The 16,680-nt window shown below is 38.9% G+C and carries 15 protein-coding genes and 1 riboswitch; all 15 genes read left to right on the plus strand.

Annotated elements, in window-relative coordinates; all coding sequences use genetic code 11:
• Window positions 1-640: 640 nt before the first annotated feature.
• Complete coding sequence (gene galU, locus WYK_RS00325) at window positions 641-1,534, plus strand: UTP--glucose-1-phosphate uridylyltransferase GalU (RefSeq protein WP_040372326.1); 894 nt, start codon at window positions 641-643, stop codon at window positions 1,532-1,534.
• A 59-nt stretch (window positions 1,535-1,593) separates the two neighbouring features.
• Window positions 1,594-2,226 carry a sugar transferase gene (locus WYK_RS00330; RefSeq protein ID WP_051387228.1) on the plus strand — a complete coding sequence of 211 codons (633 nt, stop codon included), beginning with the start codon at window positions 1,594-1,596 and terminating at the stop codon, window positions 2,224-2,226.
• A 51-nt stretch (window positions 2,227-2,277) separates the two neighbouring features.
• Entirely contained in the window at window positions 2,278-3,597 is a 1,320-nt protein-coding gene (locus WYK_RS00335; protein WP_040372328.1) for a UDP-glucose dehydrogenase family protein, read from the plus strand.
• A 26-nt stretch (window positions 3,598-3,623) separates the two neighbouring features.
• Window positions 3,624-4,079 (plus strand): PssD/Cps14F family polysaccharide biosynthesis glycosyltransferase, encoded by a 456-nt coding sequence (gene pssD / locus WYK_RS00340; RefSeq protein ID WP_040372330.1) that lies wholly within the window; start codon window positions 3,624-3,626, stop codon window positions 4,077-4,079.
• Window positions 4,076-4,555 carry a PssE/Cps14G family polysaccharide biosynthesis glycosyltransferase gene (gene pssE / locus WYK_RS00345; protein ID WP_040372331.1) on the plus strand — a complete coding sequence of 160 codons (480 nt, stop codon included), beginning with the start codon at window positions 4,076-4,078 and terminating at the stop codon, window positions 4,553-4,555. Before pssD ends, pssE begins: the two co-directional genes overlap by 4 nt.
• A 26-nt stretch (window positions 4,556-4,581) precedes the next feature.
• Complete coding sequence (locus WYK_RS00350; RefSeq protein WP_040372345.1) at window positions 4,582-5,649, plus strand: glycosyltransferase family 4 protein; 1,068 nt, start codon at window positions 4,582-4,584, stop codon at window positions 5,647-5,649.
• A 3-nt stretch (window positions 5,650-5,652) separates the two neighbouring features.
• Window positions 5,653-7,197, plus strand: a complete 1,545-nt coding sequence (murJ, locus tag WYK_RS00355; protein ID WP_040372332.1) for a murein biosynthesis integral membrane protein MurJ — start codon at window positions 5,653-5,655, stop codon at window positions 7,195-7,197.
• Between the two features lie 2 nt (window positions 7,198-7,199).
• On the plus strand, window positions 7,200-8,414 hold the full coding sequence (locus tag WYK_RS00360) for a polysaccharide pyruvyl transferase family protein (RefSeq protein ID WP_040372333.1): 1,215 nt from the start codon (window positions 7,200-7,202) through the stop codon (window positions 8,412-8,414).
• A 28-nt stretch (window positions 8,415-8,442) separates the two neighbouring features.
• Window positions 8,443-9,417, plus strand: a complete 975-nt coding sequence (gene galE, locus WYK_RS00365; protein WP_040372334.1) for a UDP-glucose 4-epimerase GalE — start codon at window positions 8,443-8,445, stop codon at window positions 9,415-9,417.
• A gap of 25 nt (window positions 9,418-9,442) precedes the next feature.
• Window positions 9,443-9,946 carry a VanZ family protein gene (locus WYK_RS00370; protein ID WP_040372335.1) on the plus strand — a complete coding sequence of 168 codons (504 nt, stop codon included), beginning with the start codon at window positions 9,443-9,445 and terminating at the stop codon, window positions 9,944-9,946.
• A 656-nt stretch (window positions 9,947-10,602) separates the two neighbouring features.
• Window positions 10,603-10,685, minus strand: a riboswitch (cyclic di-GMP riboswitch).
• A gap of 1,063 nt (window positions 10,686-11,748) precedes the next feature.
• On the plus strand, window positions 11,749-13,566 hold the full coding sequence (locus WYK_RS00380; protein WP_040372337.1) for a polysaccharide biosynthesis protein: 1,818 nt from the start codon (window positions 11,749-11,751) through the stop codon (window positions 13,564-13,566).
• Window positions 13,567-13,585: 19 nt separating this feature from the next.
• Complete coding sequence (galU, locus tag WYK_RS00385; RefSeq protein ID WP_040372338.1) at window positions 13,586-14,476, plus strand: UTP--glucose-1-phosphate uridylyltransferase GalU; 891 nt, start codon at window positions 13,586-13,588, stop codon at window positions 14,474-14,476.
• A 36-nt stretch (window positions 14,477-14,512) separates the two neighbouring features.
• Window positions 14,513-15,628: a DegT/DnrJ/EryC1/StrS family aminotransferase gene (locus WYK_RS00390; RefSeq protein WP_040372339.1), complete on the plus strand. Its 1,116-nt coding sequence runs from the start codon at window positions 14,513-14,515 to the stop codon at window positions 15,626-15,628.
• The gene (locus WYK_RS00395; protein WP_040372340.1) at window positions 15,628-16,278 is read left to right on the plus strand and encodes a sugar transferase; all 651 of its coding nucleotides are present in this window, start codon (window positions 15,628-15,630) and stop codon (window positions 16,276-16,278) included. The genes WYK_RS00390 and WYK_RS00395 overlap by 1 nt, the downstream gene beginning before the upstream one ends.
• Window positions 16,268-16,680 (plus strand): PglD-related sugar-binding protein (locus WYK_RS00400; RefSeq protein WP_040372341.1); only part of this gene is annotated, 413 nt, incomplete at its 3' end. The genes WYK_RS00395 and WYK_RS00400, both read left to right, overlap by 11 nt.

Below are 16,680 nucleotides of genomic sequence, written 5' to 3' on the forward strand. Positions count from 1 at the left end.
CAGACAACCGGACCAGCAAGTGCAATAAAAGAAAGGAATAGAAGTTGTGAGGGAAGTGGATTATACCTGTACCCCTTTTTAAATACTGATAAACCTCTATTTGGAGGCTTTCCTCAATAATTCAATAGTTGGTAATAGTTAACATAATAACTGAATGTATATTCATAAAATATATTGTATAAAAAATTGAAAGGGTTTGCAAAATTCGATTGTTTTCAACAAGCTTCTAGGATCACCGGTGGGTAATTAAGCCCTCAATTAGGGCTAAAAACTATTATCGTATAGCTTCTATTACCTTAGATGGAAATATATAAGAAATACATGAAATACCTTCCAAACATTATGACAATATGTTACTGTTGTGGAAGAAATCACAGCCATCGTGTTTTGGGATAAACGAGTATTCCAGCGGATATTCTATAGCCTACTAATATTCTAATACTATATTTCAGTATATTTAGATAATTAGTACCGCGAAAATAGTCATGCATAAAATAATGCATAATTTGCCGGGATGGAATTGCTGTGAGAAACAAACGATAGATAGTTAATGATAATTCGTGTGACCAGCATGGCTTATCATTAGGTATTTATTTTACTTAGCAGATAAATGTCCGCTAAAGAATGGGGAGGAACAAACATGAAAAAAGTACGTAAAGCGATTATACCAGCAGCAGGATTAGGAACTAGGTTTTTACCAGTTACCAAAGCAATGCCGAAAGAAATGCTTCCAATTGTTGATAAGCCAACCATTCAGTACATCGTTGAGGAAGCAGTTGCTTCAGGAATTGAAGATATCATTATCGTAACAGGGAAAGGGAAGCGGGCAATTGAAGATCACTTTGATGTAGCCATGGAGCTTGAACAAAGCTTACAAGCGAAAGGTAAATTAGATTTACTTGATAAAGTCCGCTATTCTACTAACCTTGCTGACATCCACTACATCCGTCAAAAAGAACCAAAAGGACTTGGACATGCAGTTTGGTGCGCTAGGAATTTCATTGGAGATGAGCCATTTGCTGTTTTGCTTGGTGATGATATCGTGCAGAGCGACACACCTTGCTTAAAACAACTTATTGATCAATACGAAGAAACCTTAGCCTCTGTTATTGGTGTTCAAACTGTACCCGAAGCTTTGACTAGCCGTTACGGAATTATCGATCCTGAGTCTCAAGAAGGCCGTCGTTACCAAGTGAATAACTTTGTTGAGAAGCCAAAGCCCGGAACAGCACCATCAACACTTGCTATTATGGGCCGATATGTACTAACACCAGAAATCTTCCGTTTCCTTGATCGCCAAGAAACAGGAGCAGGCGGAGAAATCCAACTGACAGACGCTATTCAACAATTAAATCAAATCCAACGTGTATTCGCATATGACTTTGAAGGAATTCGTTATGATGTCGGTGAGAAAATCGGTTTCATTAAAACAACCGTCGATTTCGCTTTGCAAAACAAAGAGCTGCAAGAGGAAGTTATGGAGTATTTATTAGAAGTTACGTCTGCGGCTAAAGTAAAAGTTACACAAGTATAAAAGGAGGGCTCTATGTGTCAAATCTTGCGAATCAGGAAGCCTTGCTTTCAGAGACGAAAATGTCCACCATCGTCGTAAAAGAAAGAAAAGCATACAGCTATTCGAAGAGGTTGTTCGATATCATAGGCGCATCCTGTGGACTGCTGGTCTTATCTATTCCGCTATTAATTATTGCTATCTTAATTAAACTAGAAGATCCAAAGGGCAGTGTTTTCTTTTCACAAAAAAGAATTGGTAAAAATGGCGAAGAATTCGATATGTATAAATTCCGCTCGATGGTTTCGGATGCGGAGGAGCGTCTGGCTGAATTATTAGCACAAAATGAAATTGACGGGGCCATGTTTAAGATGAAAGATGACCCCCGTATCACGAAGATTGGGAAATTCATCCGCAAAACGAGTATTGATGAATTCCCTCAATTCTTCAACATTCTTATAGGGGATATGAGTCTGGTGGGCCCGCGTCCGCCGCTTCCCCGGGAAGTTGAAGTCTATACGAATTATGATAGACAGCGGTTATTAGTCACCCCAGGATGCACAGGATTATGGCAGGTAAGCGGCCGTAATCACTTAAGCTTTCATCAAATGGTCGAGCTAGATCTTCAGTATATTGAACAGAGATCGTTTATGTTTGATCTGACCATCATATTTAGAACCGTGTTTTTACTGGTCGGATCAAAAGATGCCTATTAAAAATGACGGATTGATGAATAAATACTTTTCACTAATTAGGAGCTGTTTGATTTGAATATTGCAGTAGTTGGAACTGGATATGTTGGACTTGTTACTGGAGTAGGACTTTCTGCTATTGGTCATCATGTTACCTGTATCGATATTGATGAAGAAAAAGTGAACAAAATGAAGCAAGGGATTTCACCGATTTTTGAACCGGGTCTAGAAGACTTAATGAAGGAAAACATCCTTGCAGATCGTTTGCATTTCACCACGAATTACGCAGATACCTTCCTAAATCTTGATATCGTTTATATTGCTGTGGGAACTCCAGAAAACGAGGACGGAACAGCTAACTTAACCTTTATTGATAAAGTAGTTGACCAGATTGCCTACTATACCAAGAAGGAAATCATCGTCGTAACAAAAAGCACGGTTCCAGTCGGCACCAATCATTATATTAAAGACAAATTAACGAAACAAAATCCAAATGTGGCCTTTGAAGTAGTTTCTAATCCGGAATTTCTACGTGAAGGATCGGCCGTTTATGATGTCTTTCATGGCAGCCGGATTGTCATCGGATCAGATAGTGAAGCTGCGGCTGAAGTGATGCATCAAGTAAACGAACCATTTGGTATTCCAATCTTCAAAACAGACACATGCAGTGCTGAAATGATTAAATATGCTTCAAACGCCTTCCTAGCAACCAAAATCAGCTTCATTAACGAAATTGCAAATGTATGTGAAAAGGTGAATGCAGATATTGAGGAAGTAGCGCTTGGAATGGGATTAGATAATCGAATCGGCAGTCAATTCCTTAAAGCTGGCATTGGCTACGGCGGGTCTTGTTTCCCTAAAGATACAAAAGCCTTGAAACAAATTGCTGATGAAGTAGATTATGAGTTTGGTCTGCTTAATGCAGTCATTGAGTTTAATAATAAGCAAAGAAAGAAACTATTAAACCAAGCTTTACTAGATTTTGATTCCTTAGCAGGCAAGAATATCGGAATCCTTGGGTTAGCGTTCAAGCCAGATACGGATGATATTCGTGAAGCAGCGTCGCTTGAAATCATTCCTGAATTGGTGAAAATGGGTGCAAACGTCAAAGCTTATGATCCTGTAGCAATGGATAACGCTAAGAAAGTACTTCCAGCTGAAGTGACATATGTCGATTCACCAACTCTTGCACTAGCGGATACGGATTTGGTATTCATCTTAACGGAATGGGCAGATATCAGAGACCTTCCATTATCAACGTTCGAGAATCAAATGAGGAATTCGAATGTCTATGATGGCAGAAATTGCTTTAGCCAAAAGGACATTCAACAATCAAATCTTCAATCCTACTATTCAATCGGCCGGGCAGCGAAAAGACAGGAAGTTCTCGTTTAACACATACAAAGAAAGCTGGGATTAGCATGAAAATCTGTTTTGCCGCTTCGTCGGGAGGACACCTCGAGCAGTTGCTGATGCTGACACCGATGATGAACAAGTACGACAGCTTTGTTCTAACAGAGAAAACAAATTATGAAATGAATAAAAAAGGGTTAGATATCGTTAAGGTACCTCAAGTAAACAGAAGAGAAAAAACGTTTATCTTTAAATTTCTGCTGTTGAGTATTCAAACCTTATTCATTTTCTTAAAAGAAAAGCCGGATGTTGTGATCTCAACAGGCGCTTTAGCAACCGTACCGATGTGTACGATTGCTAAGGTATTCCGGAAAAAGGTCATCTTTATCGAGTCCTTTTCAAAAATCAGTTCGCCTACGGTTACGGGCAAACTTATGTATAAGATTGCAGACCAATTTATCGTTCAATGGGAAGATATGATTAAGCATTATCCTAAAGCAATCTATGGCGGTGGAATCTATTGATCTTCATAACGGTAGGTTCACAGAAATTCCAGTTTGACCGGCTGCTAAAGGAAGTGGACCGGTTAATCGAAACAGGGAAGATGAACGGTTCTGAGATCGTCGCTCAAACGGGTTACTGTCAGTATGAACCAAAACACTTCCACTTTGAACCATTTATGTCGAAAGATGATTTTCTAACTCATATCAACAACAGTGAAATCGTCATTACACATGGAGGAACAGGGTCCATCATCAATAGTGTGAAACTTGGGAAAAAAGTGATTGGTGTTCCGAGACAAGAGGCCTTTGGCGAACATGTGGATAACCATCAATTTGAGATTATCGAGGAATTCGAGAATACGAAACTAATCTATGCCGTATACGAGATTGCGGATCTTGAAGACGCACTTGTAAAGGTAGTCGATATGACCTTCAGAACGTATCAATCGAATACAAATCATATTATTGAACTTTTAGAAACAGCGCTGCATACATAACATGATGGATGGAAAAGGTGAAAAAAATGAATGTTTTAATGATTGGATCTCATTTACGTGTCAATGGTGGGATTACCCGAGTTGTGAAAAATTATATGGAAGCTGGCTTGAATGAAAAAGCCAATCTTACCTATTTTCCAACGTATTATGGAAGTAACAATCTAGTAAATATCTTGTATTTCTTTACAAGATATTTACTTCTTTATTTTCAACTGGTCATTCTGCGCAAAGACTATGATGCCGCACATATTCATATGTCCTATAAAGGAAGCTTCCTGCGGAAGAAAGTGATTATCGCTCTGTTAAAGAAAAGAAAGATTCCGATGGTCTTACATATGCATGGCTCACAGTTCAAAGACTTTTATAATAACAGCTCTAAAAGTCAGCAAAGTGAAATCAAGAATACCTTGAATTCGGTGGATGTCATTCTAGCGTTAGGTCAGCAATGGAAGCAATTCTATGAAAGTATCAGTACGGCGAAGGTTATTTCCTTGGATAATGCGGTATTCCCTAAAGAAGAAGAGGCAGTTCAAGAGGAGAAGGTTTATATCTCCACGATGGGTGTGTTGTCTCAGCGGAAAGGGTCGTATGATTTACTAGAAGTTGGCAAGCGATTAAAAGGGAAAATTGATAAAAAGTATAAATTTCTCATCGCAGGTGACGGCGATGTCGAGATCATCAAGAAGAAGATCAAAGAACTAGATTTAGAAGAGCTATTCGTCATTCCGGGTTGGATTTCCGATCAAGCAAAAATTGAGGAAATCTATCAGAAGAGTGCAATCTATATGCTTCCTTCCTATAATGAAGGCATGCCGATGTCTGTTTTAGAAGGAATGAGCTATGGGATTCCGATCATTTCGACTCGAGTCGGTTCCATTGAAACCGTCGTTGAAGCGGAAAATGGGATTCTGGTTCAGCCAGGAGAAATCGATGAAATGGTAAAGAGTATAACCTACATACTGGATCATCCGGAAGTACAGACCGCGATGTCGAAGAATAATAGGGAAAAAATCAATCAGCGATTTAATATCTATTCATCGATTGATGATCTTCTTGTGATTTTTCGCGATTTGCAGACAAAAGTAGGTAAGTGAAACATGTCCAAGAATCTAGTCAAAGCAGGGATACTCCTATTTATATTGTCTACGGTAAGCAAACTATTAGGCTTTCTCCGTGAAACATTTTTAGCTTACTATTATGGGACGTCCTATGAATCGGATGCGTATTTCATTGCATTAACACCCTCAACATTGGCGATTACCTTTTCATTAAGCCTTAGCAGTGTTTTTCTACCGTTATTCGTCAAATATATGAGCAATAAAAAAGAAGCCTATCGGTTTACGAATAACATTATCACGATGTTCTTTATCGTAACGGGGATTCTTTATCTTTCGTTATTTATGGATAATAGTCCGATTATTAAGCTGCTGGCACCGGGCCTTCCGCCTGAATCTGAGGCTCTTTCTATTCAGTTGCTTAAGGTATTATTTCCGTTAGTCTTTATCGTGATCTGTATACAGCTGTTCACAGATATGTTAAACAGCTATGAGAAGTTTCTCATTCCGGCATTAAGTATCCTGCCGAATAATGCCATTATCATTCTTTACTTGCTTGTTTATGGAAAAAGTTTAGGGATTATCGGAATTGCAGTGGTTACGCTAATCAGCTTTATTGTTCAGTTCCTTCTATTATATTACTTTCTCCGGAAGGAAACGTATTCGTTCACTTTTACTAAGAAATTCTTAGACGAAAATACCAAGGGCTTTATGCTGTTGGCGATGCCCGTAATCGTGAGCAGTTTGTTTAGTCAGTTAAATGCAGTAGTGGATCGATTATTAGCTTCTACACTCAGTGAAGGAAGTATTTCCTCCTTAATGTATGCCTACAGACTGAAAAGCATGGTCATTGGGATTTTCATTTCGGCGCTGATTACGATTTCGTTTCCAAAGGTGTCAAAGCTTGCGAATAATTTGAAACGGAAAGAGTTAATCGAGTTGACGAAAGAGAATATTCTCTTAATTTTTCTTGTTGTCGGACCAGTCAGTGCCTATCTGATGCTGTTTGGTTCAGAGATTGTTGAAATCCTTTTCCAGCGTGGGGCATTTGGTGAAGACGCGAAGCTTGCTACAGGTGGTGTCTTTTTCTATTACTCCTTAGGCTTAGTATTCGTCGGCGTTCGAGAACTTGTGCTCCGGAATTTCTATGCATTAGGCAATACGAAAACACCAACCGTCATTCTTATCATCAGCTTAGTGCTTAACATGATTCTCAGCTATTTATTTGTAGGCTGGTTTGGTTTATATGGATTAGGCCTGTCATCTTCCGTCGGCATTATCATAAGTGTCTGGATGTTGACGAATAAATTAAAGAATTACTTACCGAATATTTGGGACAAAGCCTTTGTGGCAGCATGTGTGAAGGTGAGTCTTTCCTTGATTATTGCAGCAATGGCCATCAAGGCAATCCTGATGTATTCACCGCTTTTCGCTTGGGAGTCCAATCAGTCGATTATCTTCAAGCTCATTATTCTCATCATCTATTTTGTTCTATTTACAGTCGTGTATCTGGTTGTTTTGCTCGGCCTGCGAGACAAGCAAATCACCCGCTTCTTTACGAAATTTTTGTCTAAAAAAGGAGAATAGCATTGAATATCCTAATCATAAATGCCCATTCATCTCAAAACAAAGGGGATGCAGGTATCATTTTGGCCATGCTGGATTCGTTTAATAAACATATCCCGAATGCCAGTATCAAAATAAAAACGAGATTTCCCGACATTGACCGTTTATTTTATGAGAATGTGTCAGTAGAGGAGAGTGTCGCCAATATCTCCGTCGACCCGAAGGATTCCAAGCTCTCCAAGGTCTTATCGGCGAGAAAGCTTTTAAAGCTGTTAAGCGGAAGTGATAAGCGAATCGATCCTGATTATGAATGGGCAGATGTCGTGGTCAGCTGCGGCGGCGGATTTCTCCTGTCTCACCGATTTAGTACGGCACTGCTGCAGCATTTGGTGCAAATCAAGCTTGCTTTTGACTATAAAAAACCGGTCATTATCTACGCTCAATCGATTGGGCCATTCTACAACAGCTATATGCAGAAGATGAGTAAGAAAATTCTCGATCAAGTGGATCAAATCTATATAAGAGAAACGATTTCAAAAGAATGGCTGAATACAATCGGCTGCACGAATAAAAATGTTCATGTCGTACCGGATGCCGCCTTTAGCTTAGAGCCGAAGCCGTCCGGACTTGTGGATGCGATTCTCGCAAAAGCAAAAGAAAATCACAAAGGACCTATTATTGGCTTAACGGCGAGAGATTGGAATTTCCCTGAGATGGAAGATAAGGACTTCCGGAGACGTTCTTATGTGGAAAGCATCCAAGAAGTGATTAAGCATGTAGAGAAGAAGTATCAAGCAAAAGTCTTGTTGATGCCACAGGTTCTAGGCCCGAATCCCTTTAATGATGATCGACTGATCAGCAAAGAAATTCTTCAGGATGAAGGAATCACGACCAGCGGGTTACTAGATGTTGATTTTTCGCCGAGAGAATTGAAGTATCTCTACTCAAAAGTGGACATGTTTATTGGCACACGGATGCATTCTAATATCTTTGCACTGTCTTCCTTTGTTCCAACCATTGCCATTAATTATGAACATAAAACACGAGGCATTATGGAAATGCTCGATTTAGAAGAAAACGTAGTAGAAATCAATGAGATTACACCGGATGAGTTAATTTCAAAAGTCGATCACTGCTGGAACAACAAGGAAGCTGTACGCAAGAAATTAGAGCAAAATATTCCGAATCTAGTGAAAAGCAGCGAAAAACCTGCCATCTATATTAAAGAAGAAATCTAAGGTAGACATGAAAGGAGAGTCATCCTCCATGATATTAGTAGTAGGCGGGGCCGGTTATATTGGAAGCCATTTAGTAAAGGAACTGGTCGAAACACAAGAAGTGGGTGTTCTCGATAACTTTTCAACTGGACATCGAAATGCAGTCGATAAGCAAGCGGTCTTATTTGAAGGTGACCTTGGAAATGTACAGGATGTGGAGAAAATCTTTCAAGAACATCAAATCGACGCCGTCATGCATTTTGCAGCGAATAGTTTAGTAGGCGAGTCGGTTGTTGATCCAAGCAAGTATTACCAGAATAATGTAGCGGGAACACTTACCCTGCTACAGACGATGCTGAAATATAAGGTGAAAAAGTTCATCTTCTCCTCAACCGCAGCAACCTACGGGATTCCAGAAGACGATGTATTAACAGAGAAGTCAATAACGAAGCCAATCAATCCATACGGTCACTCGAAATTAATGGTCGAACAGATCCTTGCTGATTTTTCCAAAGCATATGGATTGAATTATATTGTCCTGCGTTACTTTAACGCTGCCGGTGCACATACATTAGCTGAAATCGGTGAAAATCACGATCCAGAAACGCATTTAATTCCGATTGTGCTGGAACATTTACAAGGAAAGCGCGAGAAGATTTCGGTCTTCGGCAGCGATTATGATACGAAGGACGGTACCTGTATTCGTGATTATATCCATGTAACGGATCTAGCAAACGCTCATATTCTTGCACTCAATGCCTTATTGAACGGTGACAAAGACACATCAACCTACAACTTAGGGAATGGCAAAGGGTATTCAGTGAACGAAATCATTCAGACCTGTGAAGCCGTGACTGGCAGAAAAGCAACAATTGATTATAGTGAGCGCCGAGCAGGGGATCCGGCTCAGCTCATTGCTTCCTCAGCAAAAATCGAGCAAGAACTGGGCTGGGTTCCCAACTATTCGCTCAAGGAAATTATTGAAAGCGCCTGGAACTGGCATCAGCGCAGTCCTCTCAGCTAAAGCGTGAAAGGCAGGAGAAAAAATCATGAAAAAGACCCTGATTGCAGCGGTATTCATGTTCTGGGCCCTGCTCATCTTCTATTTTTCCTCCCAGCCGTACCAGGATCAGGACATTACGCCCATTTTACATGACTATCTTAGTGATCTTGATCTTAAAGAGAAACTCTCCTTTATTTCCTTTATGTATGGCGGCCGGGAAATTAGTACCGAAAATTTAGGTGTCGATACATTCGTTGAATTCTTCATCCGCAAGGCAGCACATCTGGCGATTTTCTTTGTTTGGGGATTCCTAACCTACAGCTTACTCACTTTGTTTATGAAAAAGCATGACAAAGTACGTTGGCTCCTCTCCGTTATTTTCGTTATTCTTTACGCGGTACTGGATGAATATCATCAAAGTAGAACTGGGAACCGTACGCCCCTGAAAATGGATGTGGTCTTGGATACCATCGGCGGCATCGTTGGGATTACCGGGTGCTGGATCATCCATAAGCTAAGATTGAAAAGAAAAAAGCATAATCTAGAATAAAGCCGTGGCATATTGCTTACGGCTTTTTTCCTTGTTTGGGCATTATCATCTTTTGAAGCACGAAACTAGTTCTTTACACCTTGAAAACACTAGAAAAATATATGGTTTTCCCTAAAAATGAAAAAAGATAGTACTTTAGGCTCGTTTAACTCGTGTTCATAAAAGGTATTATATACCTATAAACTTAATTCGTGAATAGGGCATAGCCACTTGGATTAGCCCTGCAACATAGTGACCTTCATTATTTCTCCACTGGTCCACTCTCGAACCATTTTCGTGAATTAAGACAACGTAGGAGGAGATACTATTGATCACATTTATCGCAGGAGTACTTACAGGCTCAATCATTACTATATTCGGAATTAGCATTACGTCAGCCGCAAAACGCGGAGATAAAAAAGTCGCCGATATGTAAATTGTAAATAAATATAAACAGCGGGTATGCCTACTAGGTATATCCGCTGTTTTTGTCTGTCTATACCAAAAGAGGCGCTCATCTGAGCGCCTCTTTTCTTTACCTGATTCGTTTACGACTATGTTTGCGGACTTTCATAAATACATGACCATCTTCTGTTCTGAAAAACTTCACCCCTAAAATGGAAGCGGGTGTCCATAGTTCCTTCATATGATATAAAGGCATGTTCGTTTCTTCCCTTTGCGGGAGCCCAGCCATCTTAGCCTACGCCTTAGATCTGTAACTTTGCGTCCTTACTTTTCAATAAGTTTGCTTTTCACTAGATTTTGTTTGGACACTGTCATTATAGCACCAAATTTACTATAAATTACAAAATAATAGATATATTGACTCGTGATAAATAAAAAATTGGTATATTCTTTCAAATTACTAGTAAATATGATATATTAATCAAGTATTTAGGATTATTGTCAATGTTTAGTGTGTTCTGTCGTACATTTCTGGATGACGGAAAAGAGTAGGTTAGTCTCAGAAGTTTTTAAGGGATTACCTCGATCATTGGGATCAGTGCATCATGAAAACAGACAATATGAACCTAAGAAGAATTAATTTTTGAAAAGTTACATCATTTAAAAGCAAATATTCCATTGACGATTTTTCTTGGTGAAAAGCCAGGGATATGCGGGGAACTACTGGATGATCTATTACAACGAAGACTAACTGACCCAAAATGGAGACAAGATTTTACTCATTGAACTGCCTTCAATTTCTGTACCTCGTTATAAGGAAGATTGGTGTATGTCCTTTTAAGTAAGGGATTAACGCCACTTATTGTCCATCCAGAATCTAATCTGCAAATTCTCTGCTCGCTTGCTCTCACTGTGAAAGTGGAGAGCAGACTCAAGTTACTGCTGCCAAGCTTAACCGGGCACTTGAAACGAAAATCAATAAAACTCCCACACACACAATTTCTTTTGATGCACCAAAAAGAACAAACAATAGCTTTAACTGACCACTTGCCTAAGATGTGCCATGATTTTTTTATTATGGATCCAGCACCTTTATTTATTGGTAATTAAAACCAATTATCTTCGTTAGGTTATAAATGGGTTTTTAAGGGTATTTTTAAATATAATGGAAAATTAAATTTCTTAAGCATTGTCGGTAAAGCTTAGTCATCTTATGTGCAATGCCTAGACGATTTAATAAGAAAGATTAATAGGATATGGGTTCTTAGTGGGTATTTAGTTCGGCATAAGCCTTTATTAAGTTAAAGGAAAATAGGTCAATGGATGCTCTTTTGTTTTAGTGATAGTGCTAATCAAGAATAACTGAACAGCATGCCTGTTTACAGGTTCGCAGCAATTAGTTTGAAGGAGGAATTCGGTTGGGCTACCGTAAACGTATAGCCATCTTAGCTTTGCTAGACTCGGTCATTGTTTTATCGGCCATTTATGTCAGCTATTTAGTCCTGCATCCGTATCTAGGCATATTTAAATTACCCACGCTTTTAGTTAGTTCAGTTTCCCTATTAATTTGCCATCATATGTTTGCTTCTATGTATAAGTTATATAAAAAAGCGTGGGAATATGCGAGTATCGGAGAATTGGTGTCGATTGTAAAAGCAGTGACGCTGTCCATTCTATCCGTGGTCATTATCCAAGCCATAGTTTTTCAAGATATTTATGTTCGAGCCATGGGATTAACGTGGATGCTTCATGTCATCCTAATCGGCGGATCGCGTTTTTCATGGAGAGTTGTTCGCGACCGGTATATTAACGTCCAGTTGAATGTGAAAAACACTCTGGTAATTGGGGCCGGTGCAGCAGGAACGATGGTCGTTCGTCAGCTCTTGCACAATCATGATACAGAGCTTAAGCCGGTCGCTTTTATCGATGACGATCCGAAAAAAAGTAGATTAGACATTTTAGGCATACCCGTAGTTGGTACATCTACCGATATTCCAGAAATGGTTGAAAACTATCATATTGATAATATTGTCATTGCCATTCCTTCCTTAAGCAAAAAAGACTTAAAAGATATCTTTGAAGAGTGCGTCAAAACGAAAGCCAAAACACAGATTATGCCGATGATTGAAGATATTATGCTCGGGAATGTCGCGGTTAATTCATTCAAAGAAGTTGAAGTAGAGGATTTACTAGGAAGAGATCCCGTAGAACTCGATATTGACAGCATCTCAGAATCGGTTACAGGAAAAACCGTTTTGGTTACCGGTGCGGGGGGATCAATTGGTTCTGAAATTTGCCGTCAATTATGCCGGTTCTCCCCGAAAAAATTAATCTTACTTGGTCATGGTGAAAACAGTATTTATCTGATTGATATGGAATTGAAAAAGCTCTATGCAGAACAGATTGAACTTGTACCCGTTATTGCGGATATTCAAGACCGAGCTAGGCTGTTTGACGTAATGGATACACACAGACCGAATCTCGTTTACCATGCAGCTGCACATAAACATGTTCCATTGATGGAGTACAACCCGCGTGAAGCCGTGAAAAATAACATATTTGGTACTAAGAACGTCGCAGAAGCAGCAGATACATATGGAGTCGGTACCTTTGTAATGATTTCATCCGATAAAGCCGTCAACCCAACAAACGTCATGGGCTCAACTAAGCGGATAGCCGAAATGATCATCCAGCAGTTAGCCAAAAACAGCTCAACCAAATTCGTCGCTGTACGATTTGGGAATGTGTTAGGAAGCAGAGGCAGTGTTATTCCTTTATTCAAAAAACAAATTCTAGCAGGCGGACCCGTTACCGTGACTGATCCAGAAATGACCAGATACTTTATGACCATTCCAGAAGCGTCACGTTTAGTGATTCAAGCTGGTTCTCTTGCAAGAGGCGGCGAAATCTTTGTCCTTGATATGGGCGAGCCTGTTAAGATTGTCGACTTGGCAACCAATCTGATTCAGTTATCTGGCTATACTATAGAAGAAATCGGGATTGAATTCTCGGGAATCAGACCTGGCGAGAAAATGTATGAGGAATTATTGGGAGAAAATGAGGTTCATAGTGAAGCGGTATTTCCTAAAATCTTTATTGGCAAAGCAGTACTCGATCAGGAAGAAGAAATTCATTATTTGCTCGAATCTCATGAGACTTTAACGCTAATGGAGCTTAAAGAATTCGTTATCAACTTAGCTAATCGGAAAAAGAATAAATTGTCCTTAGCAAACTAGTGAACTGGAGGGAAGTTAATTGAAGAAAATTAGAAAAGCAATTATTCCAGCTGCTGGTTTAGGAACGCGCTTCTTACCAGCTACCAAAGCGATGCCGAAAGAAATGCTCCCGATTGTTGATAAACCAACGATTCAATATATTGTCGAAGAAGCGATTGCTTCAGGGATTGAGGACATTATCATTGTAACGGGGAAAGGGAAGCGATCAATAGAGGATCACTTCGATAATAACCTTGAACTGGAAATGAATTTACTAGAGAAAGAAAAATTCGATTTATTAGAAAAAGTCCAAGCACCTTCAAAAGTTGAAATTCACTATATACGACAAAAAGAACCAAAAGGATTAGGACATGCGGTGTGGTGTGCGAGGAATTTCATTGGGGATGAACCATTTGCAGTACTTTTAGGTGATGATATCATCCAAGCCGAAACACCTTGTTTAAAACAGCTAATGAATGAATATGACCAAACGCTTTCTTCAGTGATTGGTGTACAGACGGTTCCTGAAAACGAGACACATCGATATGGAATTGTGGATCCTTCTGAACAAACGGGAAGAAGATATCAAGTCAATCAATTCGTTGAAAAACCTGTTAAGGGGACTGCACCCTCTAACTTAGGCATAATGGGACGTTATATACTAACGCCTGAAATATTTCTGTTCCTAGAACAGCAAGAAAAAGGTTCCGGCGGCGAAATCCAGTTAACTGATTCCATCCAAAAATTAAATGAAATTCAGCAGGTATTTGCTTATGACTTTGAAGGTAAACGATACGATGTCGGAGAGAAATTAGGGTTCGTGAAAACGACGGTAGAGTTTGCTTTACAGAACGAAGAAATAAAAGATGATTTATTAGTATTTTTAGAACAAATGGTTAAGAAGGTCTCTTCGGAAAAAATCAACGCTTAATATGATTTCTAAATGATAGGAAGGAAGTTATAGACAATGGCAGATAGATTATTTCTCTCATCACCACATATGAGCGATGAAGGGTATGAAATGGAATATATAAAGGAAGCTTTTGATACGAACTGGATTGCTCCTCTAGGAGAAAATGTGAATGAGTTTGAAAACGAACTTGCAACTATGGTCGGTTCTAAATCTGCAGCAGCATTATCTTCAGGAACAGCTGCCATTCATTTAGCACTTAAAGCAGCAGGTGTTGAAGTAGGAGATATCGTATTCTGTCCGACTTTAACTTTTTCTGCTACGGTTAATCCAATTATTTATCAAAATGCTGTTCCTGTTTTTATTGATAGTAATTATGAAACTTGGAATATGTGTCCTAAAGCTTTGGAAAAAGCATTTGAAAAATACCCTGAGGTTAAGGCTGTAATTGTCGTACACCTTTATGGACTGTCAGCAGATATGGATAAAATAGTAGAGCTTTGTAAAAAGCATAATGTAGCTTTAATAGAAGATGCAGCGGAGTCTCTAGGAACATATTATAAAGGAATACATACGGGAACCATCGGAGATTATGGGATTTTCTCTTTTAATGGCAACAAAATTATTACGACTTCTGGTGGTGGAATGCTAGTTTCTAATAATGAAGAAAAAGTTACTAAGGCAAGGTTTTGGGCTACTCAAAGCAGAGACCAAGCAAGGCACTATCAACATAGCGAATTAGGATTTAATTATAGAATGAGTAATGTAGTTGCAGGAATTGGTAGAGGACAACTTAAGGTATTAAAGCAGAGAGTTGAGAAGAAGAATTATATATTTGAATTATATAAGAGAGAACTTAGTGAACTTGAAGGTATTGAGTTCATGCCTAGTAATGAATGGAACAAACCGAATTATTGGCTAAGTTCTATGACTTTAAACGGTAAGGTTAGACCAATAGATATTATGGAAGCTCTTGAAAAAGCGAACATTGAATCAAGACCCATCTGGAAGCCGATGCATATGCAACCGTACTTTGAAAAGTATGACTTCGTTGGTACAGATGTATCGGAGAAGTTGTTCGAGAACGGTGTTTGTTTACCGAGTGATACGAAGATTACGGATGAGGATTTGAAGAGAGTAGTAGAGACTATCAAAAATTTGTGGGTAAGGTAATGAGTGATTCTAAAGGTGGTATTTATAGAAGAATTATAAAAAGGTCGATGGATTTTACACTATCTTTAATAGCTATTATAATGCTGAGCCCAGTTCTTTTGGTTGTAAGTTTGTTAGTAAGAGTAAAGCTTGGAAGCCCAGTACTTTTTAAGCAGAAAAGACCTGGCCTTTATGAGAAGATTTTTATGATGTACAAATTTAGGACAATGACCGATGAAAGAGATGAGAATGGTAAGTTACTGGCGGACAGCGTAAGGCTTACTAATTTCGGCAGATTTCTTCGTTCTACTTCTCTCGATGAACTCCCTGAACTTTTTAATATTCTAAAGGGAGATATGGCCATTATTGGACCAAGACCCTTACTTGTACAGTATCTGCCACTCTACAATGAACATCAAAAGTGTCGCCATGAGGTAAGGCCTGGATTATCTGGTTTAGCACAGATTAGCGGTAGAAATGCAATTAGTTGGGAAAATAAATTCAAACTCGATGTGGAATATGTTAATAATATAAGCTTCATAGGAGACTGGAAGATTATTTATTTAACTGTTAAGAAGGTATTTAGAAGAGAAGGTATAAATTCAGAAACTGCTGCAACAATAGAGCCTTTCAAAGGTACAAAAAAGGATAGATTTAACCATGAAAAATAAACTTCTTATAATCGGTGCCAGTGGCCACGGGAAAGTTGTGGCAGACATTGCATTGAAAATGAATAAATGGAAAAGTGTAGCTTTTTTAGATGATAACGAAAATATTGAGTCTACAATGGGGATAGAAGTAATAGGTAAATCATCTGAAGCAGTTAAATACTTAAAGAATAGTGATATTTTCGTCGGTGTCGGAAATAATAATATCAGAGAAAAGATTCAGAGGAAGCTTGAAGCTGAAGGTGCAAGTATCCCAATTATAATACATCCTACTTCTGTAATTGGAAATCAGGTTGAGTTGTCATCAGGAATAGTAGTCATGGCTGGTGCAGTTATCAATTGTTGCTCGAAAATAGGAAAGGGCTGCATTATCAATACTGGAGCTACTATAGATCATGACAATAT

It is taken from the genome of Peribacillus psychrosaccharolyticus ATCC 23296 (assembly GCF_000305495.1).
In the GTDB taxonomy this organism is placed as follows: domain Bacteria; phylum Bacillota; class Bacilli; order Bacillales; family DSM-1321; genus Peribacillus; species Peribacillus psychrosaccharolyticus.

Excerpts from the sequence above, each read along its gene's own strand:
- galU (WP_040372326.1), top strand. The coding sequence starts at position 641 with ATGAAAAAAGTACGTAAAGCGATTATACCAGCAGCAGGATTAGGAACT.
- WYK_RS00330 (WP_051387228.1), top strand. The coding sequence starts at position 1,594 with ATGTCCACCATCGTCGTAAAAGAAAGAAAAGCATACAGCTATTCGAAG.
- pssD (WP_040372330.1), top strand. The coding sequence starts at position 3,624 with ATGAAAATCTGTTTTGCCGCTTCGTCGGGAGGACACCTCGAGCAGTTG.
- WYK_RS00350 (WP_040372345.1), top strand. The coding sequence starts at position 4,582 with ATGAATGTTTTAATGATTGGATCTCATTTACGTGTCAATGGTGGGATT.
- murJ (WP_040372332.1), top strand. The coding sequence starts at position 5,653 with ATGTCCAAGAATCTAGTCAAAGCAGGGATACTCCTATTTATATTGTCT.
- galE (WP_040372334.1), top strand. The coding sequence starts at position 8,443 with ATGATATTAGTAGTAGGCGGGGCCGGTTATATTGGAAGCCATTTAGTA.
- WYK_RS00370 (WP_040372335.1), top strand. The coding sequence starts at position 9,443 with ATGAAAAAGACCCTGATTGCAGCGGTATTCATGTTCTGGGCCCTGCTC.
- WYK_RS00390 (WP_040372339.1), top strand. The coding sequence starts at position 14,513 with ATGGCAGATAGATTATTTCTCTCATCACCACATATGAGCGATGAAGGG.
- WYK_RS00395 (WP_040372340.1), top strand. The coding sequence starts at position 15,628 with ATGAGTGATTCTAAAGGTGGTATTTATAGAAGAATTATAAAAAGGTCG.